At 74.2% G+C, this 16,843-nt stretch carries 12 protein-coding genes; 5 read left to right on the forward strand and 7 right to left on the reverse strand.

Annotated features, from left to right (window positions below; all coding sequences use genetic code 11):
* Positions 1-151: 151 nt before the first annotated feature.
* On the reverse strand, positions 152-2,224 hold the full coding sequence (locus ACFYYT_RS31175; RefSeq protein WP_351826947.1) for a TerD family protein: 2,073 nt from the start codon (positions 2,222-2,224) through the stop codon (positions 152-154).
* A gap of 206 nt (positions 2,225-2,430) precedes the next feature.
* Here ACFYYT_RS31175 and ACFYYT_RS31180 point away from each other — a divergent pair, with 206 nt between their 5' ends.
* Positions 2,431-2,616 (forward strand): hypothetical protein, encoded by a 186-nt coding sequence (locus tag ACFYYT_RS31180; protein ID WP_351826949.1) that lies wholly within the window; start codon positions 2,431-2,433, stop codon positions 2,614-2,616.
* 6 nt (positions 2,617-2,622) lie between these two features.
* Here ACFYYT_RS31180 and ACFYYT_RS31185 read toward each other — a convergent pair whose 3' ends face one another.
* Positions 2,623-3,423, reverse strand: coding sequence for a site-2 protease family protein (locus tag ACFYYT_RS31185; protein WP_351826951.1), 801 nt, complete (start codon positions 3,421-3,423; stop codon positions 2,623-2,625).
* A 61-nt stretch (positions 3,424-3,484) separates the two neighbouring features.
* On the opposite strand from ACFYYT_RS31185, the gene ACFYYT_RS31190 reads away from it, so the two are divergent.
* A complete protein-coding gene (locus ACFYYT_RS31190; protein WP_351826953.1) occupies positions 3,485-7,270 on the forward strand; it encodes a BTAD domain-containing putative transcriptional regulator in 3,786 nt (1,261 codons plus the stop codon).
* 63 nt (positions 7,271-7,333) lie between these two features.
* On the opposite strand, the gene ACFYYT_RS31195 is transcribed toward ACFYYT_RS31190, so the two are convergent.
* The 3 genes from ACFYYT_RS31195 to panB all read right to left on the reverse strand — a co-directional run bounded on the left by ACFYYT_RS31195 (position 7,334) and on the right by panB (position 10,205).
* Positions 7,334-8,185 carry an ABC transporter permease gene (locus ACFYYT_RS31195; RefSeq protein ID WP_351826955.1) on the reverse strand — a complete coding sequence of 284 codons (852 nt, stop codon included), beginning with the start codon at positions 8,183-8,185 and terminating at the stop codon, positions 7,334-7,336.
* A complete protein-coding gene (locus ACFYYT_RS31200; protein ID WP_388610068.1) occupies positions 8,182-9,201 on the reverse strand; it encodes an ATP-binding cassette domain-containing protein in 1,020 nt (339 codons plus the stop codon). Before ACFYYT_RS31200 ends, ACFYYT_RS31195 begins: the two co-directional genes overlap by 4 nt.
* A 143-nt stretch (positions 9,202-9,344) precedes the next feature.
* Complete coding sequence (panB, locus tag ACFYYT_RS31205) at positions 9,345-10,205, reverse strand: 3-methyl-2-oxobutanoate hydroxymethyltransferase (protein WP_351826957.1); 861 nt, start codon at positions 10,203-10,205, stop codon at positions 9,345-9,347.
* 307 nt (positions 10,206-10,512) lie between these two features.
* On the opposite strand from panB, the gene ACFYYT_RS31210 reads away from it, so the two are divergent.
* Positions 10,513-11,541, forward strand: coding sequence for an endonuclease/exonuclease/phosphatase family protein (locus ACFYYT_RS31210; protein WP_351826959.1), 1,029 nt, complete (start codon positions 10,513-10,515; stop codon positions 11,539-11,541).
* A 192-nt stretch (positions 11,542-11,733) separates the two neighbouring features.
* On the opposite strand, the gene ACFYYT_RS31215 is transcribed toward ACFYYT_RS31210, so the two are convergent.
* Positions 11,734-12,579: a ribosome-inactivating family protein gene (locus tag ACFYYT_RS31215; protein ID WP_351826961.1), complete on the reverse strand. Its 846-nt coding sequence runs from the start codon at positions 12,577-12,579 to the stop codon at positions 11,734-11,736.
* 603 nt (positions 12,580-13,182) lie between these two features.
* The gene (locus ACFYYT_RS31220; RefSeq protein ID WP_351826963.1) at positions 13,183-14,934 is read right to left on the reverse strand and encodes an NAD+ synthase; all 1,752 of its coding nucleotides are present in this window, start codon (positions 14,932-14,934) and stop codon (positions 13,183-13,185) included.
* A 316-nt stretch (positions 14,935-15,250) separates the two neighbouring features.
* Between ACFYYT_RS31220 and ACFYYT_RS31225 the strand changes: the two genes are divergently transcribed.
* Together ACFYYT_RS31225 and ACFYYT_RS31230 are read left to right on the forward strand one after the other, a co-directional pair.
* Positions 15,251-15,958, forward strand: coding sequence for a DUF998 domain-containing protein (locus ACFYYT_RS31225; RefSeq protein WP_351826964.1), 708 nt, complete (start codon positions 15,251-15,253; stop codon positions 15,956-15,958).
* Positions 15,955-16,842, forward strand: coding sequence for an alpha/beta fold hydrolase (locus ACFYYT_RS31230; protein WP_388610075.1), 888 nt, complete (start codon positions 15,955-15,957; stop codon positions 16,840-16,842). Before ACFYYT_RS31225 ends, ACFYYT_RS31230 begins: the two co-directional genes overlap by 4 nt.
* Position 16,843 lies beyond the last annotated feature (1 nt).

Raw genomic sequence — 16,843 nt, forward strand, 5'->3', positions numbered from 1 at the left:
GCCCTGCCGGGCCGCCCCTGCCGGGCCAGCCCTGCCGGGCCGCCCCTGCCGGGCCAGCCCTGCCGGGCCGCCCCTGCCGGGCCAGCCCTGCCGGGCCGCCCCTGCCGGGCCAGCCCTGCCGGGCCAGCCCCGGCGGGTCAGCCCTGCCAGGTCAGCCCCGGCGGCCGCCCGAGCGCTGCCCCTCGACGGCCCCCAGGTGCGCCACCACCCCGTGGTAGAACCGCTCCACGGCCTCGTCCACGCTCCGGATGAACCCCGATTCGGCGTTGCCCCGCGTATTGCCCATCCCCTTGACCAGGGTCAGCCGGAACCCGGTGAGCTGCGCACCGTCCCTGGGCAGCAGGTCCGCCGGCTCCGGCCGCAGCCGCTCCAGCGTCCCGCGCGGCCCGTTCGCCCCCTCGACCAGGCTCTCGACGTGCAGGTCCGCGGGCGCTTCCGCGAGCAGCCGCAGCAGCCGCTTCACCGTGGACAGCGGGTACGAGCCCGCCGGCGCCGGAATCTCCACCGAGGTGCGCAGCCTCGCCGTCCGCAGGTCCGCCGTCACCGCGATCACCCGGCTCGTGCCGTCGATCCGCAGCTCCGCCGTCAGCCGGCCGTCCGCGCACAGCGCCTCGCCCGCGGCCGCCCGCCGCTCCCGCGGATCGCTGCCCCGCCGGGCCCGCTGCACCGGCAGCGCCTTCTGTCCCAGCTCCCCGCCCAGGCGCAGGCACACCTGGCGGATGAGCCGCTCCCAGCTCTCCACGACCTCCACGGCACGCGGATCGCCGCCGCCGAGGGTCTCGTCCTCGATGCCCTTGCGGACGGGGACCCAGGCGGGTCCCATGTTCTGGAAGCCGTGGCAGCCGGAGTTCTCGTGCTGGAGGTACTCCAGCAGCTCCTGCAGCAGCCAGGCGTGGGCGGCGTTGCCCACCCCCTCGTGGCGGATCAGCAGCTGGGCCTGATGGGCCACCTCCGCCCACGACAGGTGCCACAGGGTCACCTTGTGCTTGCGCCGGCCGTCGACCTTGACCTCGACCATCGGAACGCCTTCGAGCGCCACGTCGTTGGAGAGTGTGATCACGGCCTCGTAGCCGCGGCGCGCGGCGATGTCCACGTACTCCTGGACCTGCTCGGTCCGGAGCGGGTTCCCGTTGGTCTTCGTCTCGACCAGCGCCGTCCACAGCTTGCCCGCGCGCTCGACCCGGATCACGCCGTCCGGGCGGCGCGGGCTCTCCCCGTGGGGCAGCGACACCTCGGTGAAGGTCTGCATCCGCCCCGCGGGCGCTCCGAACCCGGCGGTCAGCCGACGGCCCAGTTCCGGCACCTGCGCCATGACCGCCAGCAGCACGGAGGTCGCACGGACCTCCCGCTCCTTGTCGCTTTTGAGGGAGGGCACCGGGAACAGGCGCGCGGGACGCCAGGATTCGTTCTCGGCGAGGGACTTGCCGGGCACCTTGGGGAGCGTGACCTTCTTCCTGGTCGTACGGGGACCCCGGCCGCGGCTCTGCGCCGGAACGGCAGGCGCTGCCACGGGCGCCGCGGGCGCGGGCTCCGGCTCCGCCTGCTCCTCCGGATCGGCGGCGGTGACGGCCACCGCGACGGCCGCACCCGCCGACCCCGACTCCGCTTCGGGGGCGGACTCCCCGCCCGCCAGGGTCTTCGGGGTTTCCCCGGCGGACTCCCCGGCGGCCTCCTCGCCCTCCTCCAGCACCGCGATGCCGAAATCGGTCGCGAGCCCGGCGAGCCCGGTCTCGTACCCCTGGCCCACGGCCCGGAACTTCCACTCCTCGCCCCGCCGGTACAGCTCCCCGAAGATGAACGCCCTCTCCACGCCCGCGTCCTCGATGGAGAACCCGACCAGCGGGTCCCCGGACCGGTCCGCGACCGTCATCCGCAGGTCGTCCAGGTCCCCGAAGCACGCCCCGCCGTACTGGCTGGCCGCCACCACGATCCGCTCCACGCCCGGCGGGACCGCCGTCAGGTCGAGGCCGATGCGGTCCTCGTCGCCGTTCTCCGTCGGCGTCTTGCCCAGCAGCTGCACGCTGCCGTCGTCGGCGGCGGGATGGTTGTAGAAGTAGAAGTCGTTCTCGTCGCGGACCTTGCCGCTGCCGTCCAGCAGCAGGACGGAGACGTCCGCGTCGCCCGCACCCGAAGCGCTGGTCCAGCTCAGGCTCACGACGACCGAGCCCGCGTCCTCGCTGAGGGCGGTCAGGCTGACGTTCGCGCCCTTCTGGATCTCCCGCATGTCGCATCCCCCCACGTGTCCGGACCGCCGCGTACGCGGGCACGGCCCGGGCTGTCGTTCTCCCGCCGACGTGTCCGGCGGGCCCCGGGGGAACCGTAACCAGAAGGCGCGGCCAAGATCAGGGGAAGGCGGAAAAGATCCCCTGCGGGGATGGGGGACACTGGAGGGGCTCGACCCCGTTCCGTGTCGCCGAGGAGCTGTGCCCGATGCCCCGCCTTGCCGTGTTCGCCGTTGTCGTCTGCGTCCTCGCCGTGGCCGCCGCCGTGGTCGCCTTCGTGGAGGGCAGCTTCCTCGGGATCGTCTGGGTGCTGCTGGCCGGCCTGACCTCCAACATGGCCTGGTTCTACGTGCGCAAGGCCAAGGCCGGCAAGCGGCAGCAGCCGGCCGCCTAGGGGGCTCTAGCGGCCGGCGGCCGTGCAGAAGCCGTCCGTGTCCTGCCAGAAGCGGTACAGGTCCCGGCCGCAGTACGTCTCCAGGTCGGAGACCCCCAGCCCGCGCAGGATGCCGTCGACCGCGCCGAAGAAGAACGCGTTCACCTCCGGGATCCACAGCAGTGCGAACACCCCGATCAGGGCGAACGGCGCCAGCGGCGCCAGCTCGCGCCGGACCCGGTGCGAGAGCCAGGGCTCGATGACCCCGTAGCCGTCCAGGCCCGGGACCGGCAGGAAGTTCAGGATCGCCGCCGAGACCTGGAGCAGCGCCAGGAACGCCAGCGCGAAGCGGAACTCCAGGGGGACCCCGTCGAGGGCGTCCAGCCAGAACGGCGCCGTGCAGACGGCCGCGAACAGCACGTTGGTCAGCGGACCCGCCGCCGAGACCAGGCTGTGCTTCCAGCGGCCCCGGATCCGGTCCCGCTCGATGTACACCGCCCCGCCGGGCAGGCCCAGCCCGCCCAGGATCACGAAGACCACCGGCAGCACGATGCTGAGCAGCGCGTGCGTGTACTTCAGCGGGTTCAGGGTCAGGTAGCCCTTGGCGCCGACCGTGATGTCCCCGCCGTGCAGGGCGGTGCGGGCGTGCGCGTACTCGTGCAGGCAGAGCGAGACGACCCACGCGGCCGTGACGAACAGGAACACCGCCAGTCCGGGGCTGGAGGCGTAACCGGTCCACACCGCCCAGCCCGTGACCGCCATGACGGCGACGATGCCGAGGAATACGGAACTGATCTGCCGCTCGCCGCGGCTGCCCTGGTGACCCATGCGGCGAAACCTATCCCGGGCACCGGTCCGGCGGGGGCGCGGGGCCGGGGACAATGGGCCGGTGCGCTACGCGATCCTCGGCACCACCCAGGCCACCCGCGACGACGGGAGCACCGTCGCCGTCGGCGGCGCACGCCTGCGCGCCCTGCTGACCGTGCTCGCCCTGCGCCCCGGCCGGGCGGTGCCGGCCGGACTGCTCGTCGCCGAGGTCTGGAACGCGGACCCGCCCGCCGAGGCCGTGCCCGCGCTCCAGGCGCTGGTCGGCCGGCTGCGCCGGGCGCTGGGGCACGCCGCCGTGCGCTCCGCCGACGGCGGCTACCTGCTGGAGGCGGCGCGGGAGGACGTGGACGCGTACCGCTTCGAGCGGCTCGTGCGGGACGCCGCGGCGGAGGCGGACCCGGCCGGGGCGGCGGCCCTGTACGACGAGGCGCTCGCGCTGTGGCGGGGCCCGGCGCTGGCCTCCCTGCCGGAGGCGGGTGCGGAGTCCGCGCGGTGGGAAGCCGTACGGATGGACGCGCGCCGGGGCCGGCTGGAGGCGGCCCTGGCCCTGGGCGGGGCGGAACGGGCCCTGCCGGAGCTGGCCGAACTGTGCGCGCGCCGACCGCTGGACGAGCCCTTGCAGGTGCTGCGGATCCGGGCCCTGCGTGCGGTGGGGCGCCCGGCGGAGGCGCTGGCCGCTTACGAAGCCGTGCGCCGCGACCTCGCCGCCCGCCTCGGCACGGACCCCGGCCCCGCCCTCCGCGCCCTCCACACCCACCTCCTGACCCCGGACCCCACCCCGCCCCCGGCTGGCCCGGGCCCCGTCGGCGGGGGCCCGGCTGCCCTGGACCCGGCTGGCACGCACCCGGTTGCCCCGGGCCCGGCTGGCCCGGGCCTGGTTGCCCCGCACCCGGTTGCCCCGGGCCCGGCTGCTCCCGGCCCGGGCTCCGCGTTCCCGGGCACTTCGGCCCCGGGGACACTGCCCCCGGGCACCCCGGCCCCGGGCAGTGCGGCCCCGTTCACCCCGGCCCCCGGTACCCCGCCCTCCGGCCCCGGGGCCCCCGCCCCCGGTACGTCGGGGTCGGCTGTCCCGGGCCCGGGTGTTCCGGCCCCCGGAACCCTGGCCCCGGGCCCTGCGGCCCCTTCCACCCCGGAGCCGGGATACCCGGCCCCGGCCACCCAGGGCCTGTTCGCCCCCGCATCGGCCGCCCCGGCCCCTTCGGCTGCGGGCCTTGCGGCCCCGTTCACCCCGGCCACCCCGGCCACCCCGGAGCCCGGATATCCGGCCCCGGCCGCCCCGGCTGCGACCCCGGCCACCCCGCCCCCCGGGACCGCGGCCCCGGGTGGGAATCTCCGGGCGCGGCTGACTTCCTTCGTGGGGCGCGAGGAGGACATCCGGGTGCTCGGGGAGGACCTCGCGCGGGCCCGGCTCGTCACGCTGCTCGGGCCCGGGGGCGCGGGCAAGACCCGGCTGTCCCAGGAGGCCGCCGCGCGGCACTCCGCCGGGCCGGGCGCCTGGCCCGACGGGGTCTGGCTCGTCGAGCTCGCCCCCGTGGACGACCCCGAGGACGTCGCCGAAGCGACCCTCGCCGCACTCGGCGCCCGCGAGACGCGGCTGCGCGGCGCCACCTCCGAGGAACTGCGCGCCCTCACCGAACGCCCCGGGGAGACCCCGCTCGCCCGGCTCGCCGAACACTGCGCCCGCCGCCGGCTCCTGCTGCTCCTCGACAACTGCGAGCACGTCATCGGCGCCGCCGCCGAACTCGCCGAGCGGCTCCTCACCCACTGCCCCGGCGTGCAGATCCTCGCCACCAGCCGCGAACCCCTCGGCGTGCCGGGGGAGTTCCTGCGCCCGGTGGAACCCCTCCCCGGCCCCGTCGCGCTGCGGCTCTTCGCCGACCGGGGGGCCGCCGTCCGCCCCGGTTTCAGCCCCGCCGACGATCCGGCCGCCGCCGCCGAGATCTGCCGCCGCCTCGACGGGCTGCCGCTGGCCATCGAACTGGCCGCCGCGCGGCTGCGCCTGCTCACCCCGCGCCAGATCGCCGACCGGCTCGACGACCGCTTCCGCCTGCTGACCGGCGGCGCCCGCACCCTCCTGCCCCGGCAGCAGACCCTGCGCGCCGTCGTCGACTGGTCGTGGGAGCTGCTCGACGCCCCCGAACGGGCCGTCCTCGCCCGGCTGTCCGTCTTCGCCGGCGGCTGCGACCTGGCCGCCGCCGAAGCCGTCTGCGCCGAACCCGACGGCGCCCTCGACGTCGCCGACGTCCTCGGCTCCCTCGTCGACAAGTCCCTCGTTCTCGCCCAGCCCGACCCCGCCGCGAACGGCATGCGCTACCGCCTCCTGGAGACCGTCGCCGAGTACGCCGCCGAACGCCTCGCGGAGACCGGCGGCGACCGCCCCGCCACCGAGCGGCGCCACCTCGTCCACTACCGCGAACTCGCCCGCACCACCGAGCCCCTGCTCCGCGGGCACCGCCAGCGCGCGGCCGCCGGGCTGATCACCACCGAGTACGAGAACCTCCGTACCGCCCTGCGCCGCGCGGCCGCCGCCCACGAGGCCGACGAGGTCCTCTGCCTCGTCCACTCCCTCGTCTGGTACTGGTTCATGCACGACCTGCGCGGCGAGTCCCGGCACTGGGCCGACCTCGCCGCCACCCTCGGCCCCGACCCCTTCGCCCCGCCCGCCGCCCCCGCCCCGCCCGTCCACGAGCGCCTCGTGGACTCGCCCCCGCCCTACACGGGCGAACTGCGCACCGAGGCCTGGCGCGGCATCCAGATGATCCGCCTCGCCTCCCGCGAGCAGGGCAGCGACGGCTGGCAGACCCCCGAGGTCCGCGCCCAGGTCGACGCCGTCCTCAGCGTCTACCGGCCCGGCCTCCCGCAGACCTGCCGCCCCCCGGCCGGCCTCTGGATCTACGCCGTGATGATCGCCGGACCGGCCGGTGAGCTCAGCCGCGTCCTGGACGAGACCGTGGACGCCTCCCGGGCCCTCGGCTACGACTGGGAACTGGCCTCCGCGCTGCAACTGCGCGCCAACGTCCTCGCCAACCGCGCCGAACGGGGCGGTGACGCCGCCCGCGACGCCGACGAGAGCCACGCCCTCTTCCGCGCCCTGGGCGACGACTGGGGCTGCGCCGAGGCCCTGTCCGCGCGCGCCGAGTCCCGCGAGAAGACGGGAGCGTACGCCCTCGCCGCCCAGGACTACCGCGCGGCGATCGAGCACGCCGAACGCCTCGGCGCCAAGGCGCAGGTGACGGTGCTCCGGGTGCGGATGGCCGGGGTCCTCGCCGAGAGCGGGCACGGCCCCGAGGCGGAGGAGATCCTCGGCGAGGTCATCGCGCTCGGCGGCGACACCGAGGCCGTGCCCGCCGCCCGGCTCTTCCTCGCGTCCCTCCTGGGCCGCGGCGGCCGGCTCCGCGAGGCCCGCGCCCAGCTCGACGCCCTGCGCGCGGAGTTCTCCGTGGGGGCCTACGCCGTCTTCGACGTGTTCCGGCTGGGCACCACGGCCTGGCTGGACAACCGGGAGGGCCGCTACGCGCAGGCGCTGGCCACGGTCCGCGCCGCCCTGCCGGCCGCCCTCGACCCGCTCGCGCTGATGGTCGCCCCGCAGCTGCCCGCCACCTTCCTGTTGACGGCCGCCGTCTCGCTGGCCGCGCCGGGCGGCCCCGGCCGGGCGGAGGACGCCGCCCGGCTGCTCGGCGCCTACCGCGCCCAGCTGCCGGCCGCGCACGTCCCGCTCCTCTCGGAGCGCGAGGACGCCGCCCGCGCCGAGGAACCGGCGCGGGCGGCACTGGGCGACGCCGCGTTCGGGGCCGCGTACGCCGAAGGCGGCAGCCTCACCCTGGAGGAGGCCACCGCCCTCATCTGATCCGGCACCGTCCCCGCACGGGGCCCGTCCGGGACGCGATCCGAACGGACCGGCCGCCCCGGATCAGGTCTTCTGGCGGAACTTGCGGACGGCGAGCGGCATCGTGACGGCCGTCAGCGCCACCGACCAGGCCAGCGTGATCCACACGGAGTTCCCCAGCGGGGTGCCGTTGATGAGGCCGCGGGCCGCGTCGGCCAGGTTCGACAGCGGGTTGACGTCGGTGAAGCTCTGCAGCCAGCCCGGCATCGTCGTCGGCGGGGCGAAGATCGAGCTGCCGAACTGCAGCGGCATCAGGACCAGCATCGCCATGCCCTGGACCGCCTGGGAGGTCTTCATGGTGAGACCCAGCAGGATGAAGATCCACATCAGCGAGGCGCCGAAGACGGCCGACAGTCCGATGGCGAAGAGCAGGTCCAGCACGTTGGACTTGATCGACAGGCCCAGCAGGAAGCCCATGCCGAGCAGGATCACGATGGCGACCATCATCCGGCCCAGCTCGACCACGATCTTCGCGATGAGCACCGAGGAACGGGCGATCGGCATGGACCGGAAGCGGTCCATCACGCCCTTCTTGAAGTCGTCGTTGACGCCGGTGCCGACGCCCATCGCGATGTTCATGCCCATCATGGCCATCAGGCCCGGGACGACGTAGTTGACGTACTCGCCCTGGTTGCCCTTGCCGGAGATCGCGCCGCCGAAGACGAACACGAACAGCAGCGTGAAGATGACCGGCATGAGCAGGACGTCGAACATCGACTCCGGATCCTGCTTGATCTGGAGCATGTTGCGGCGCGCCAGGGCGCCGATGTGGCGGAGGTTGCCCCGCAGGCCGATCCGCCCCTCGGCGGCCGGGTGCGGACCGGAGAGCGGCGAGGGCGCCGCGGTGGTGGGCTTCGTCGTGGTTACGGTGCTCATGCCGCGACCTCCTCGGTCTGCTCGGCGGGAAGGGAGTCCTGGACGGCGGGCTTCTGGCCGGTGATGGACAGGAACACCTCGTCGAGGCTGGGCAGGTACGTGCCGATGTCGCTGATCCCGTACCCGCGGGCGGCCAGCAGACCGACGACGGCCGTCAGCTGCTCGTCCGCCAGGATCGGCACCAGCAGCGTGCCCTCGTCCGGAATGGCCTGGGAACCGGCCACGCCGTCCAGCCCGGTCTCCGCGAGGGCGCGGGCCATGCCCGGCAGGTCGGCCGGATCGGCGGGCCGGATCCGCAGGGTGCGGCCGCCGACGCGCGCCTTGAGCTCGTCCACCTTGCCGTTGGCGATGACCTTGCCGCGGTCGATGACCGTCAGCTCGCTCGCGAGCTGCTCGGCCTCCTCCATGTACTGGGTGGTGAGCAGCACGGTCGCCCCCTCGGCGACCATCCGCTGCACCTCGTCCCACACCTCGTTGCGGGTACGGGGGTCCAGACCGGTGGTCGGCTCGTCCAGGTAGAGGACGGCCGGGCGGCCGATCATCGAGGCGGCCAGGTCGAGCCGGCGGCGCATGCCGCCGGAGTAGTGCATCACGGCCTTCTTCGCGGCGTCGGTCAGGCTGAACCGCTCCAGCAGTTCGTCGGCGCGGCGGCGCGCCTCCTTGCGGGGCAGGTCCAGCAGCCGGCCGATCATGTAGAGGTTCTCGCGGCCGGAGAGCTTCTCGTCGACCGAGGCGTACTGGCCGGTCAGGCCGATGGTGCGGCGCAGCTGCCGGGGCTGGTGGACCACGTCGTAGCCCGCGACCCGCGCGGTCCCGGCGTCCGGGACGATCAGGGTGGACAGGCAGCGCACCAGGGTGGTCTTGCCGGCGCCGTTCGGGCCGAGGACACCGAGGACGGTGCCTTCGCGCACGTCCAGGTCGACCCCGTCGAGGGCCTTGGTCTCGCCGTAGTGCTTGACCAGTCCCCGTACCTCCACGGCGTGGGGGGTGTTGTCGTTTCGCGTCATGTCCACCATGGGACCACCGGCCACTGACAACGCTCCGACAAACGACCGACAGCCGGCCGACAGCCCGTGGAACGGGCGGCCGGCCGGCTGTCGCGGGCCGTGCGGACTGGTCGTGGGCCGTGCGGACCGGCCGTGCGGACCGGCCTGGCGGACTAGTGGAAGGCGTGCTCTTCCTGCGGGAACGTTCCACCGACCACGTCCTCGGCGAAGGCCTTCGCCGCGTCGCCCATGGTCTTGCGGAGGTTCGCGTACTGCTTGACGAACTTCGGCATCTTCCCGCCGGTCAGGCCCATCATGTCGGTCCACACCAGCACCTGGGCGTCGCACTCCGAGCCCGCGCCGATGCCGACCGTCGGAATGTGCAGGGACCGGGTGACCTCGGCGGCCAGCTCGGCCGGGACCAGCTCCAGCACCACCGCGAAGGCGCCCGCGTCCTGCGCGGCCTTCGCGTCGCGCAGCAGCCGGTGCGCGGCCTCGTCGCCGCGGCCCTGGACCCGGTAGCCCATGGCGTTCACGGACTGCGGGGTCAGGCCCAGGTGGGACATGACCGGGATGCCGGACTGCACGATCAGCTCGGTCTGGGCCAGCGAACGCTCGCCGCCCTCCAGCTTGACCGCCCCGACCCCGGCCTCCTTGACCAGCCGGGTCGCGCTGCGCAGCGCCTGCACGGCGCCTTCCTGGTACGAGCCGAACGGCAGGTCGCCGACGATCAGGGCCCGGCTGGTGCCCCGTACGACGGCCGCCGACAGCAGGGTCATCTCGTCCATCGTCACGGGGACGGTGGTCTCGTAGCCGAGGTGACAGTTGCCCATGGAGTCACCGACGAGCATCACCGGAATGCCGGCTTCGTCGAACACGGACGCCGTCATGGCGTCGTAGGCGGTGAGCATGGGCCACTTCTCGCCGCGCTCCTTGGCGAGCGCGAGGTCGCGGACGGTGATGCGCCGGGTGCCCGAGCCTCCGTACAGCGTGGCGGAGGCGGCTTCGCGGGCAGGCGAAACGGCGTGCGTCATTGCAACTGCTCCTAGTGTCATCTCGAGGCGCCCTCACGGCGTCCCCGGACTCATCCACCATGGTGGCACCCTCCCGGCCGTGGGCGGAAGTGGCCGGGATACGACGCGCTGACCCGTACGTCACACTCCTGGCGGGGCTCCAGGCGCGCGCAGGTCAATGTGCGCGTTTCGTGACAAGCGGAACCCGAGCCGCACGGCCGTTCGTCCTCCGGAAAGAAGGGCCGCGAGGACGGCACGTAAGGCTCCGTACATCGCCTAGTGTCAAGGGGCGGGGACGGAGCGCGAGCACGGCAGCGAGGAAAATGGCATGGCACAGGCGTACATGACGGAGACGGGGAACGGCGGCTCCGAGCCCGGCTCCTCCGGATCCGGTCTCCGGCGCCGACTGGCCGAACTGAGGCGGGACCCGGGCATCTGGCGGCGCGGGATCGTGACCGCCGCGCTCGCCGCGCTGGTCTCGCTCATCATGATCTTCCATGCGGAACTGCCCAACGACATCGGCAACCTCGGCAGCCTCACCGAGTCCTTCCTGCCCTGGCTGGGCGTGGCCGTGCCGCTGCTGCTCGTCGCCGCCGTGGTCCGCAAGTCCGCCACCGCGCTGATCGCGATACTGCTGACCACCGCGGTGTGGGTGAACCTCTTCGGGGGACTGATCACCGACAAGTCCGGGGGCGGCGGCAACCTCATGGTCGCCACCCACAACGTCGACGCCGACAACCCCGACCCGCGCGGCACCGCCGAGTCCGTCGCCAAGTCCGGGGCCGACGTGCTCGCGCTGACCGAGCTCACCGGGGACGCCGTTCCCGTCTACGAGAAGGCCCTGGCGGACACGTACAAGTACCACGCGGTCGAGGGCACCGTCGGCGTGTGGAGCAAGTACCCGCTGACCTCCAGCAAGCCCGTCGACATCCGCCTCGGCTGGACCCGCGCCATGCGCACCACCGCGGCCACCCCCTTCGGCGAGGTCGGCGTCTACGTCGCCCACCTGCCCTCGGTCCGCGTCAAGCTCAACGCCGGGTTCACGGCCAACCAGCGCGACAACAGCGCCGACGCGCTGGGCGCGGCCCTGGCCAGCGAGGGCCTCAAGAAGGTCGTCCTGCTCGGCGACCTCAACGGCACCATGAACGACCGCGCCCTGTCCGAGGTCACCTCCCAGATGCGCTCCACCCAGGGCGCGGCGGGCCACGGCTTCGGCTTCAGCTGGCCCGCGCAGTTCCCGATGGCCCGCATCGACCAGATCATGGTCCGCGGGATCAAGCCGGAGGCCTCCTGGACCCTGGCGCGCACGGGCAGCGACCACCTCCCGGTGGCGGCCCGCCTGACCGTCCGCCCGTAGCGGCGCGTCCGTACGTACGCGTCGACACGGTCCTGTGCCCGCGCGTGCCGGGTCGTACCGACGCGTGGTCCGGGCCGGGCGGGCCGCGCGGGCAGGGCGCGCGGGCAGGGCCTCGGGGCCGGGGAGTGAGCAGCGTGCCGCTGTTCGCCTCCGTGGCCCGGAGGCCCTGTTGGCTTGCGGCCCGCTGCGGGTCTATCGCTGGACGCGGGATCCGAGCAGTTCCACGAAGGACACGCGCTGCCTCAGCTGGTCGAAGTTGGTGACGTTCTGGCCGAAGATCGAGATGGACGCGGGACGGTTGTGGAGTCGCGCGTTGACGAAGTCGGAGAGGGCCGACCACTGGTTTTCCAGCCCCGCGTAGTCCGTGCCCAGGGCGGTGTCGGTGTGGTGGTAGAAGTTGCTGTAGGCGCGGTCGAGGATCGGTCCGAAGCGCGATGCCTCGGCGAACGCCTGCGCCATGAAGAGCAGTTGGCGGCCGACGTCGTCCGTGTAGCCGGTGGCGGTCGAGAGAACGGTCGCCGCGTGGTACATGTTCTGCGGCGTGAGGCGGATGGTCTCCCTGTTGTTTCCGCCCGGCAGGCTGCCGTAGTTCCCGGTCCGGCCGAGCAGCCGTACGGGGCCGATGTTCAGGGCCCTGGAGAACGCGGCGCTGCGGTCGTCGTTGAAGGCGAAGTGGCGGTCGGGGCCGGCGCCCTGGGCGGCGTAGAAGCCCGCGAGGTAGAGGGTGTCAGGCCAGAAGTACAGGGAGACGAGATCCCTGCCGCCGGTGTCACGGATACGGACCTGGATGAGCCGCTCCTCGAAGTTGTCCTGGGTCTGGGTGATGCCCGTCTGGCCGGTCGTGTCCCCGTAGGACAGCGTGTGGATGGCGCCGATCACCCGGAAGTAGTTGGCGGCGTGTTCCTGCCCGCCGTCGGTGATGCGCGAGACGTTGTAGTCGATGACGTTGTAGCTGGCGGATGCCGGGGTGCTGAGGGTGGTCACCAGTCCCATGGCCACGGCCATGGAGAGCAGCATCGCGTAGAGCCTCTTGAGCACGGATATCGACCTTCTTCGTTCAACGGGGCCGGGCGGCGACTGGGCGGGGAACGCCCGGAGTGTTGTCGCCGCGGTTGAACGTAGGTCCACTCACGCCCCCCGAGTGGCCTGTCCGCGCACCACGACGTGCCCGTTCGCGCACACCTCGCCGACGCCGCGCACGGGTACGCACATCACCGGTGGACCCTGCGGATGCACATGGTCCGCCAGCCGCAGTGCGCCCTTCCCCATGCCCCCCTCGACCCGGCGGCGGGAACCCGCGAACCGGCCTTCGACCACGCCCGCCTCGCCGCCGCGCTGGCCGCCGCCTCCGGACAGCGGGTCGACCCCCGGGCCCTGCCGTTCGCGGCCGTCGAGCTCACCGCGGACGCCGTGCTGTTCTTCGCGCTCGGCGCGTACTGGCGCTGCACCCTGGACGGTTACGTCCGCGAGGGGGCCGCCTCCACGCCGCCGGGCAGCCCGCTGGAGGTGCCCTCCCCGGACGGCAAGGCCGTGGTGTACCGGCAGGGCCACGACCTGTGGGCGCGCTCGGTGTCCGACGGCCGTACGCAGGCCCTGACCACCGACGGCGCCCCCCTCACGCCGGGTTCGCGGGCGGCCGGGTCAGCGTTCGCGCCAGCCGTTGGTGATGGGCAGCCGGCGGTCCTTGCCGAAGCCCTTCGCGGAGATCTTGGTGCCCGGCGGGTACTGGCGCCGCTTGTACTCGGCGGTGTCCACCATCCGCAGGATCCGTGCGACCAGCTCGCGGTCGAACCCGGCCCGGGCGATGGCGTCGAGCCCCTGGTCGCGGTCCACGTACAGCTCCAGGACCGCGTCGAGCACCGGGTAGTCCGGCAGCGAGTCCGTGTCGACCTGCCCCGGCCGCAGCTCGGCGCTCGGCGGCTTGACGATCGAGTTCTCCGGGATCGGCGGGATCTCGCCGCGCTCTTCGGCGGCCCGGTTGCGGTAGCGGGCCAGCCGGAAGACGTCCGACTTGTACACGTCCTTGATCGGGCCGTACGCGCCGACGGAGTCCCCGTAGAGGGTCGAATAGCCTACGGCCAGCTCGGACTTGTTGCCCGGGGCCAGCACGATGTGGCCCTCCTGGTTGGACAGCGCCATCAGCGTCGTGCCGCGCAGCCGGGACTGGAGGTTCTCCTCTGCGAGACCGCTGAGGCCCAGCGCGCCCATGTACGCGTCGAACATCGGCTCGATCGACACGGTCCGGAAGTTCAGGCCGGTCCGGTCGGCGAGGTCGGCCGCGTCGCCCCGGGAGTGGTCCGAGGAGTACTTCGAGGGCATGGACACGCCGTACACGTTCTGCGCGCCGATCGCGTCGCAGGCGAGGGCGGCGACGAGTGCGGAGTCGATGCCGCCGGAGAGCCCGATCAGGACGGAGCGGAAGCCGTTCTTCCTGACGTACGCGCGCAGGCCCACGACGAGCGCGTCGTAGACCTCCTCGTCGTCCTCCAGCCGGTCGGCGTAGCCGCCGGGGACCACGGGCTCGTAGGGGGCGAGGGGCTCCTCGGAGAGGATCACGCGGTCGATGCGCAGGCCGTCCTCGACGGTGCCTTCGGGGGCGTCGGGGAGGGCGGCCGGGAGGTCCAGGTCCACCAGGACGCAGCCCTCGGAGAACTGCGGGGCGCGGGCGATGACCTCGCCGGAGGCGTCGACGACGATCGAGTCGCCGTCGAAGACCAGCTCGTCCTGGCCGCCGATCATCGCGAGGTAGGCGAGCGTGCAGCCGGCCTCCCGGGCCCGCTTGCGCACCAGTTCCAGGCGGACGTCGTCCTTGTCGCGCTCGTAGGGGGAGGCGTTGACGGAGACCAGCAGCCCGGCCCCGGCGGAGCGGGTGGCGGGGACCCGGCCGCCCTCCTGCCAGAGGTCCTCGCAGATGGCCAGGGCGACGTCGACGCCGTGCACCCGGATCACGGGCTGCGTGTCGCCCGGCACGAAGTACCGGAACTCGTCGAAGACCCCGTAGTTGGGGAGGTGGTGCTTGGCGAAGCGCAGCACCACCTCGCCGCGGTGCAGCACGGCCGCCGCGTTCTCGGGGGAGCCGGCCGGCAGGCCCAGGCGGGGCGCGGCCTTCTCGCTGCGGTCGAGGTAGCCGACGACGACCGGCAGCTCGCCGAGCCCCTCGTCCGCGAGCCGCCGGGCGAGGCCGCGGAGGGCGGCGCGGGAGGCCTCGACGAAGGAGCCGCGCAGGGCGAGGTCCTCGACGGGGTACCCCGTCAGCACCATCTCCGGGAACGCCACGAGGTGGGCGCCCTGCTCGGCCGAGTGCCGGGTCCAGTGGACGACGGAGTCGGCGTTGGCGGTGATGTCGCCGACGTGCGAGTCGATCTGATTCAGCGCGAGACGAAGTTGAGGCACGGAACCCAGTCTAATCGTCTTTCTGACGCGATGTCCTGGATCCCGTGCCGCCGGGGTGTTCCGGGGCGTTGCGGAGGCGCCTCAGCCGATGAGGCCGGTGAACCGTCCGGCTCCCGGCGGAACCGCCTCCCCGTGTCCGGTACGGGGTGGTACGGGGCGATCCGGACCGGGGGCGGGGAACACGGGCGCCGCCCCGCGCGTCCTACCGGGCAAGGGACCCGGCCGGACGGCCCGGGCGCGTCCCACGGTGGTCCCCGGCGGCGGCTCCGCGCGGAGCCCCGCGTCCGAACCGGTTCTGCTTAGGATCAGTCTCACCATGCGTACACACGCCGCGAAGGGCAGCCGGGCGGGCGCCCGGGCCGTCGCCGTCCTCATCGGGCTCGGCGCCGCCGCCTACACCGCCTGGGTGCTGGAGGTCGTCCTCTCCACCGGCCTCAACCCCATCGAGACCTACGTCAGTGAACTCGCCGCCCAGGACCAGCCCCTCGGCGGCCTCTTCCGGGCCACCGACTTCACCGCCGGGGTGCTCGCCTTCGCCGGCGGGCTGCTCGCCCTGGCGCGGCTGCCCCGGCACCCCGAGTCGCGCCGCCCCTGGGCGGTCGCCGGCTGGGCCGGGGTCGCCCTCTTCGGCGCCGCCACCGCCGCCGACGCCTGGCTCCCGCTGAGCTGCCGGCCCACCGTGGACCCGGTGTGCGCCGCCCGGGAGACCGCCGGCCTGGTACCGGCCACCCACCAGGCCCACGCCGTCAGCAGCAGCCTCGCCATGACCGGCGCGCTCGTCGGGATAGTGGCCCTGACCGTCGCCGCCCGCCGCTACGGCTGGTTCGCGCCGCTCGCCCGCTTCGGCCCCGCCCTGGTCGTCCTGGAACTGCTGGCCACCGCCTGGACCCTGACCGCCATCGCCCTGTTCACCGCCGGGCACGGGACGTGGGCGATGGGCGCGGGCCAGCGGCTCCAGGTGCTGCTGGTGGCGATCTGGCTCGGGGTGCTGGCCCTCTCCGTCCACCGCGAGCGCCGCACGTGACGGCCCCGCCCACACGCCCCGTCCCCGGCCGCATCGTGCGCGTCGACGGGGTGCCGCTGCACGTGGTCGTCGAGGGGAGCGGGCCGGTCGTGGTGCTGAGCGCCGGGCTCGCGATGGCCTGGTTCGACTGGGACCCGGTCGCCGCCCTGCTCGTCGCCCACGGCCGCACCGTGGTCCGCTTCGACCGCCCCGGGCACGGACTCAGCGCCCCCGCCCCGGCCCCCGGCCCCTCGGGAGCCGCCGACGAGGCCCGCCGCATCGCCGCCCTGCTCGACGCGCTCGGCCTCCGCGGCCCCGTCACCGTCGCCGGGCACTCCCTCGCCGGGTTCCACGCCGAAGCCTTCGCCCGGCTGTACCCGGACCGTACGGCGGCGCTCGTCCTGGTCGACTCCAGCGTCGAGGAGGCCCCCCGCGCCCTGCTCCCGTCCGCCCTGCGCACCGGCGCCGCCCGCGCGCTCGGCCGGGCCGTCACCGCCGCCGGGCTGCCGGCCGCGCTGGGCCCCGCCGCCCGGCGGGCCGCCGTCCGCGCCTCCCGGGCCGGGGGCGCCGCGGACCCGGCCGCGCGGGACCTCGTACGCCGCTGCTACCGCACCGGCCGGGTCTGGCGGGGTGCCCTGCTGGAGAACGCCCGCTACCCCGACACCGCCGCCGAACTGCCGGCCCTGCGCGCGGCCCACCCGCTGACGGCCCCCGCCACGGTCCTCGTCGGCCACGGCGGGGGCACCGGCCGCGCCGCCCGGCGCTGGCTCGCCCGCCAGGCGGCCCTCGCCGACCGGATCGGCGCCCGCTTCGAGGTGGCCGAACCCGCCGGTCACCTCGTCATGCTGGACCGCCCGGACCAGGTGGCCCGGGCGGTCCGGCACGCGACGGCGACCGCCCCCTGAC

Source organism: Streptomyces sp. NPDC002032 (assembly GCF_042890765.1).
Taxonomy (GTDB): Bacteria; Actinomycetota; Actinomycetes; order Streptomycetales; family Streptomycetaceae; genus Streptomyces.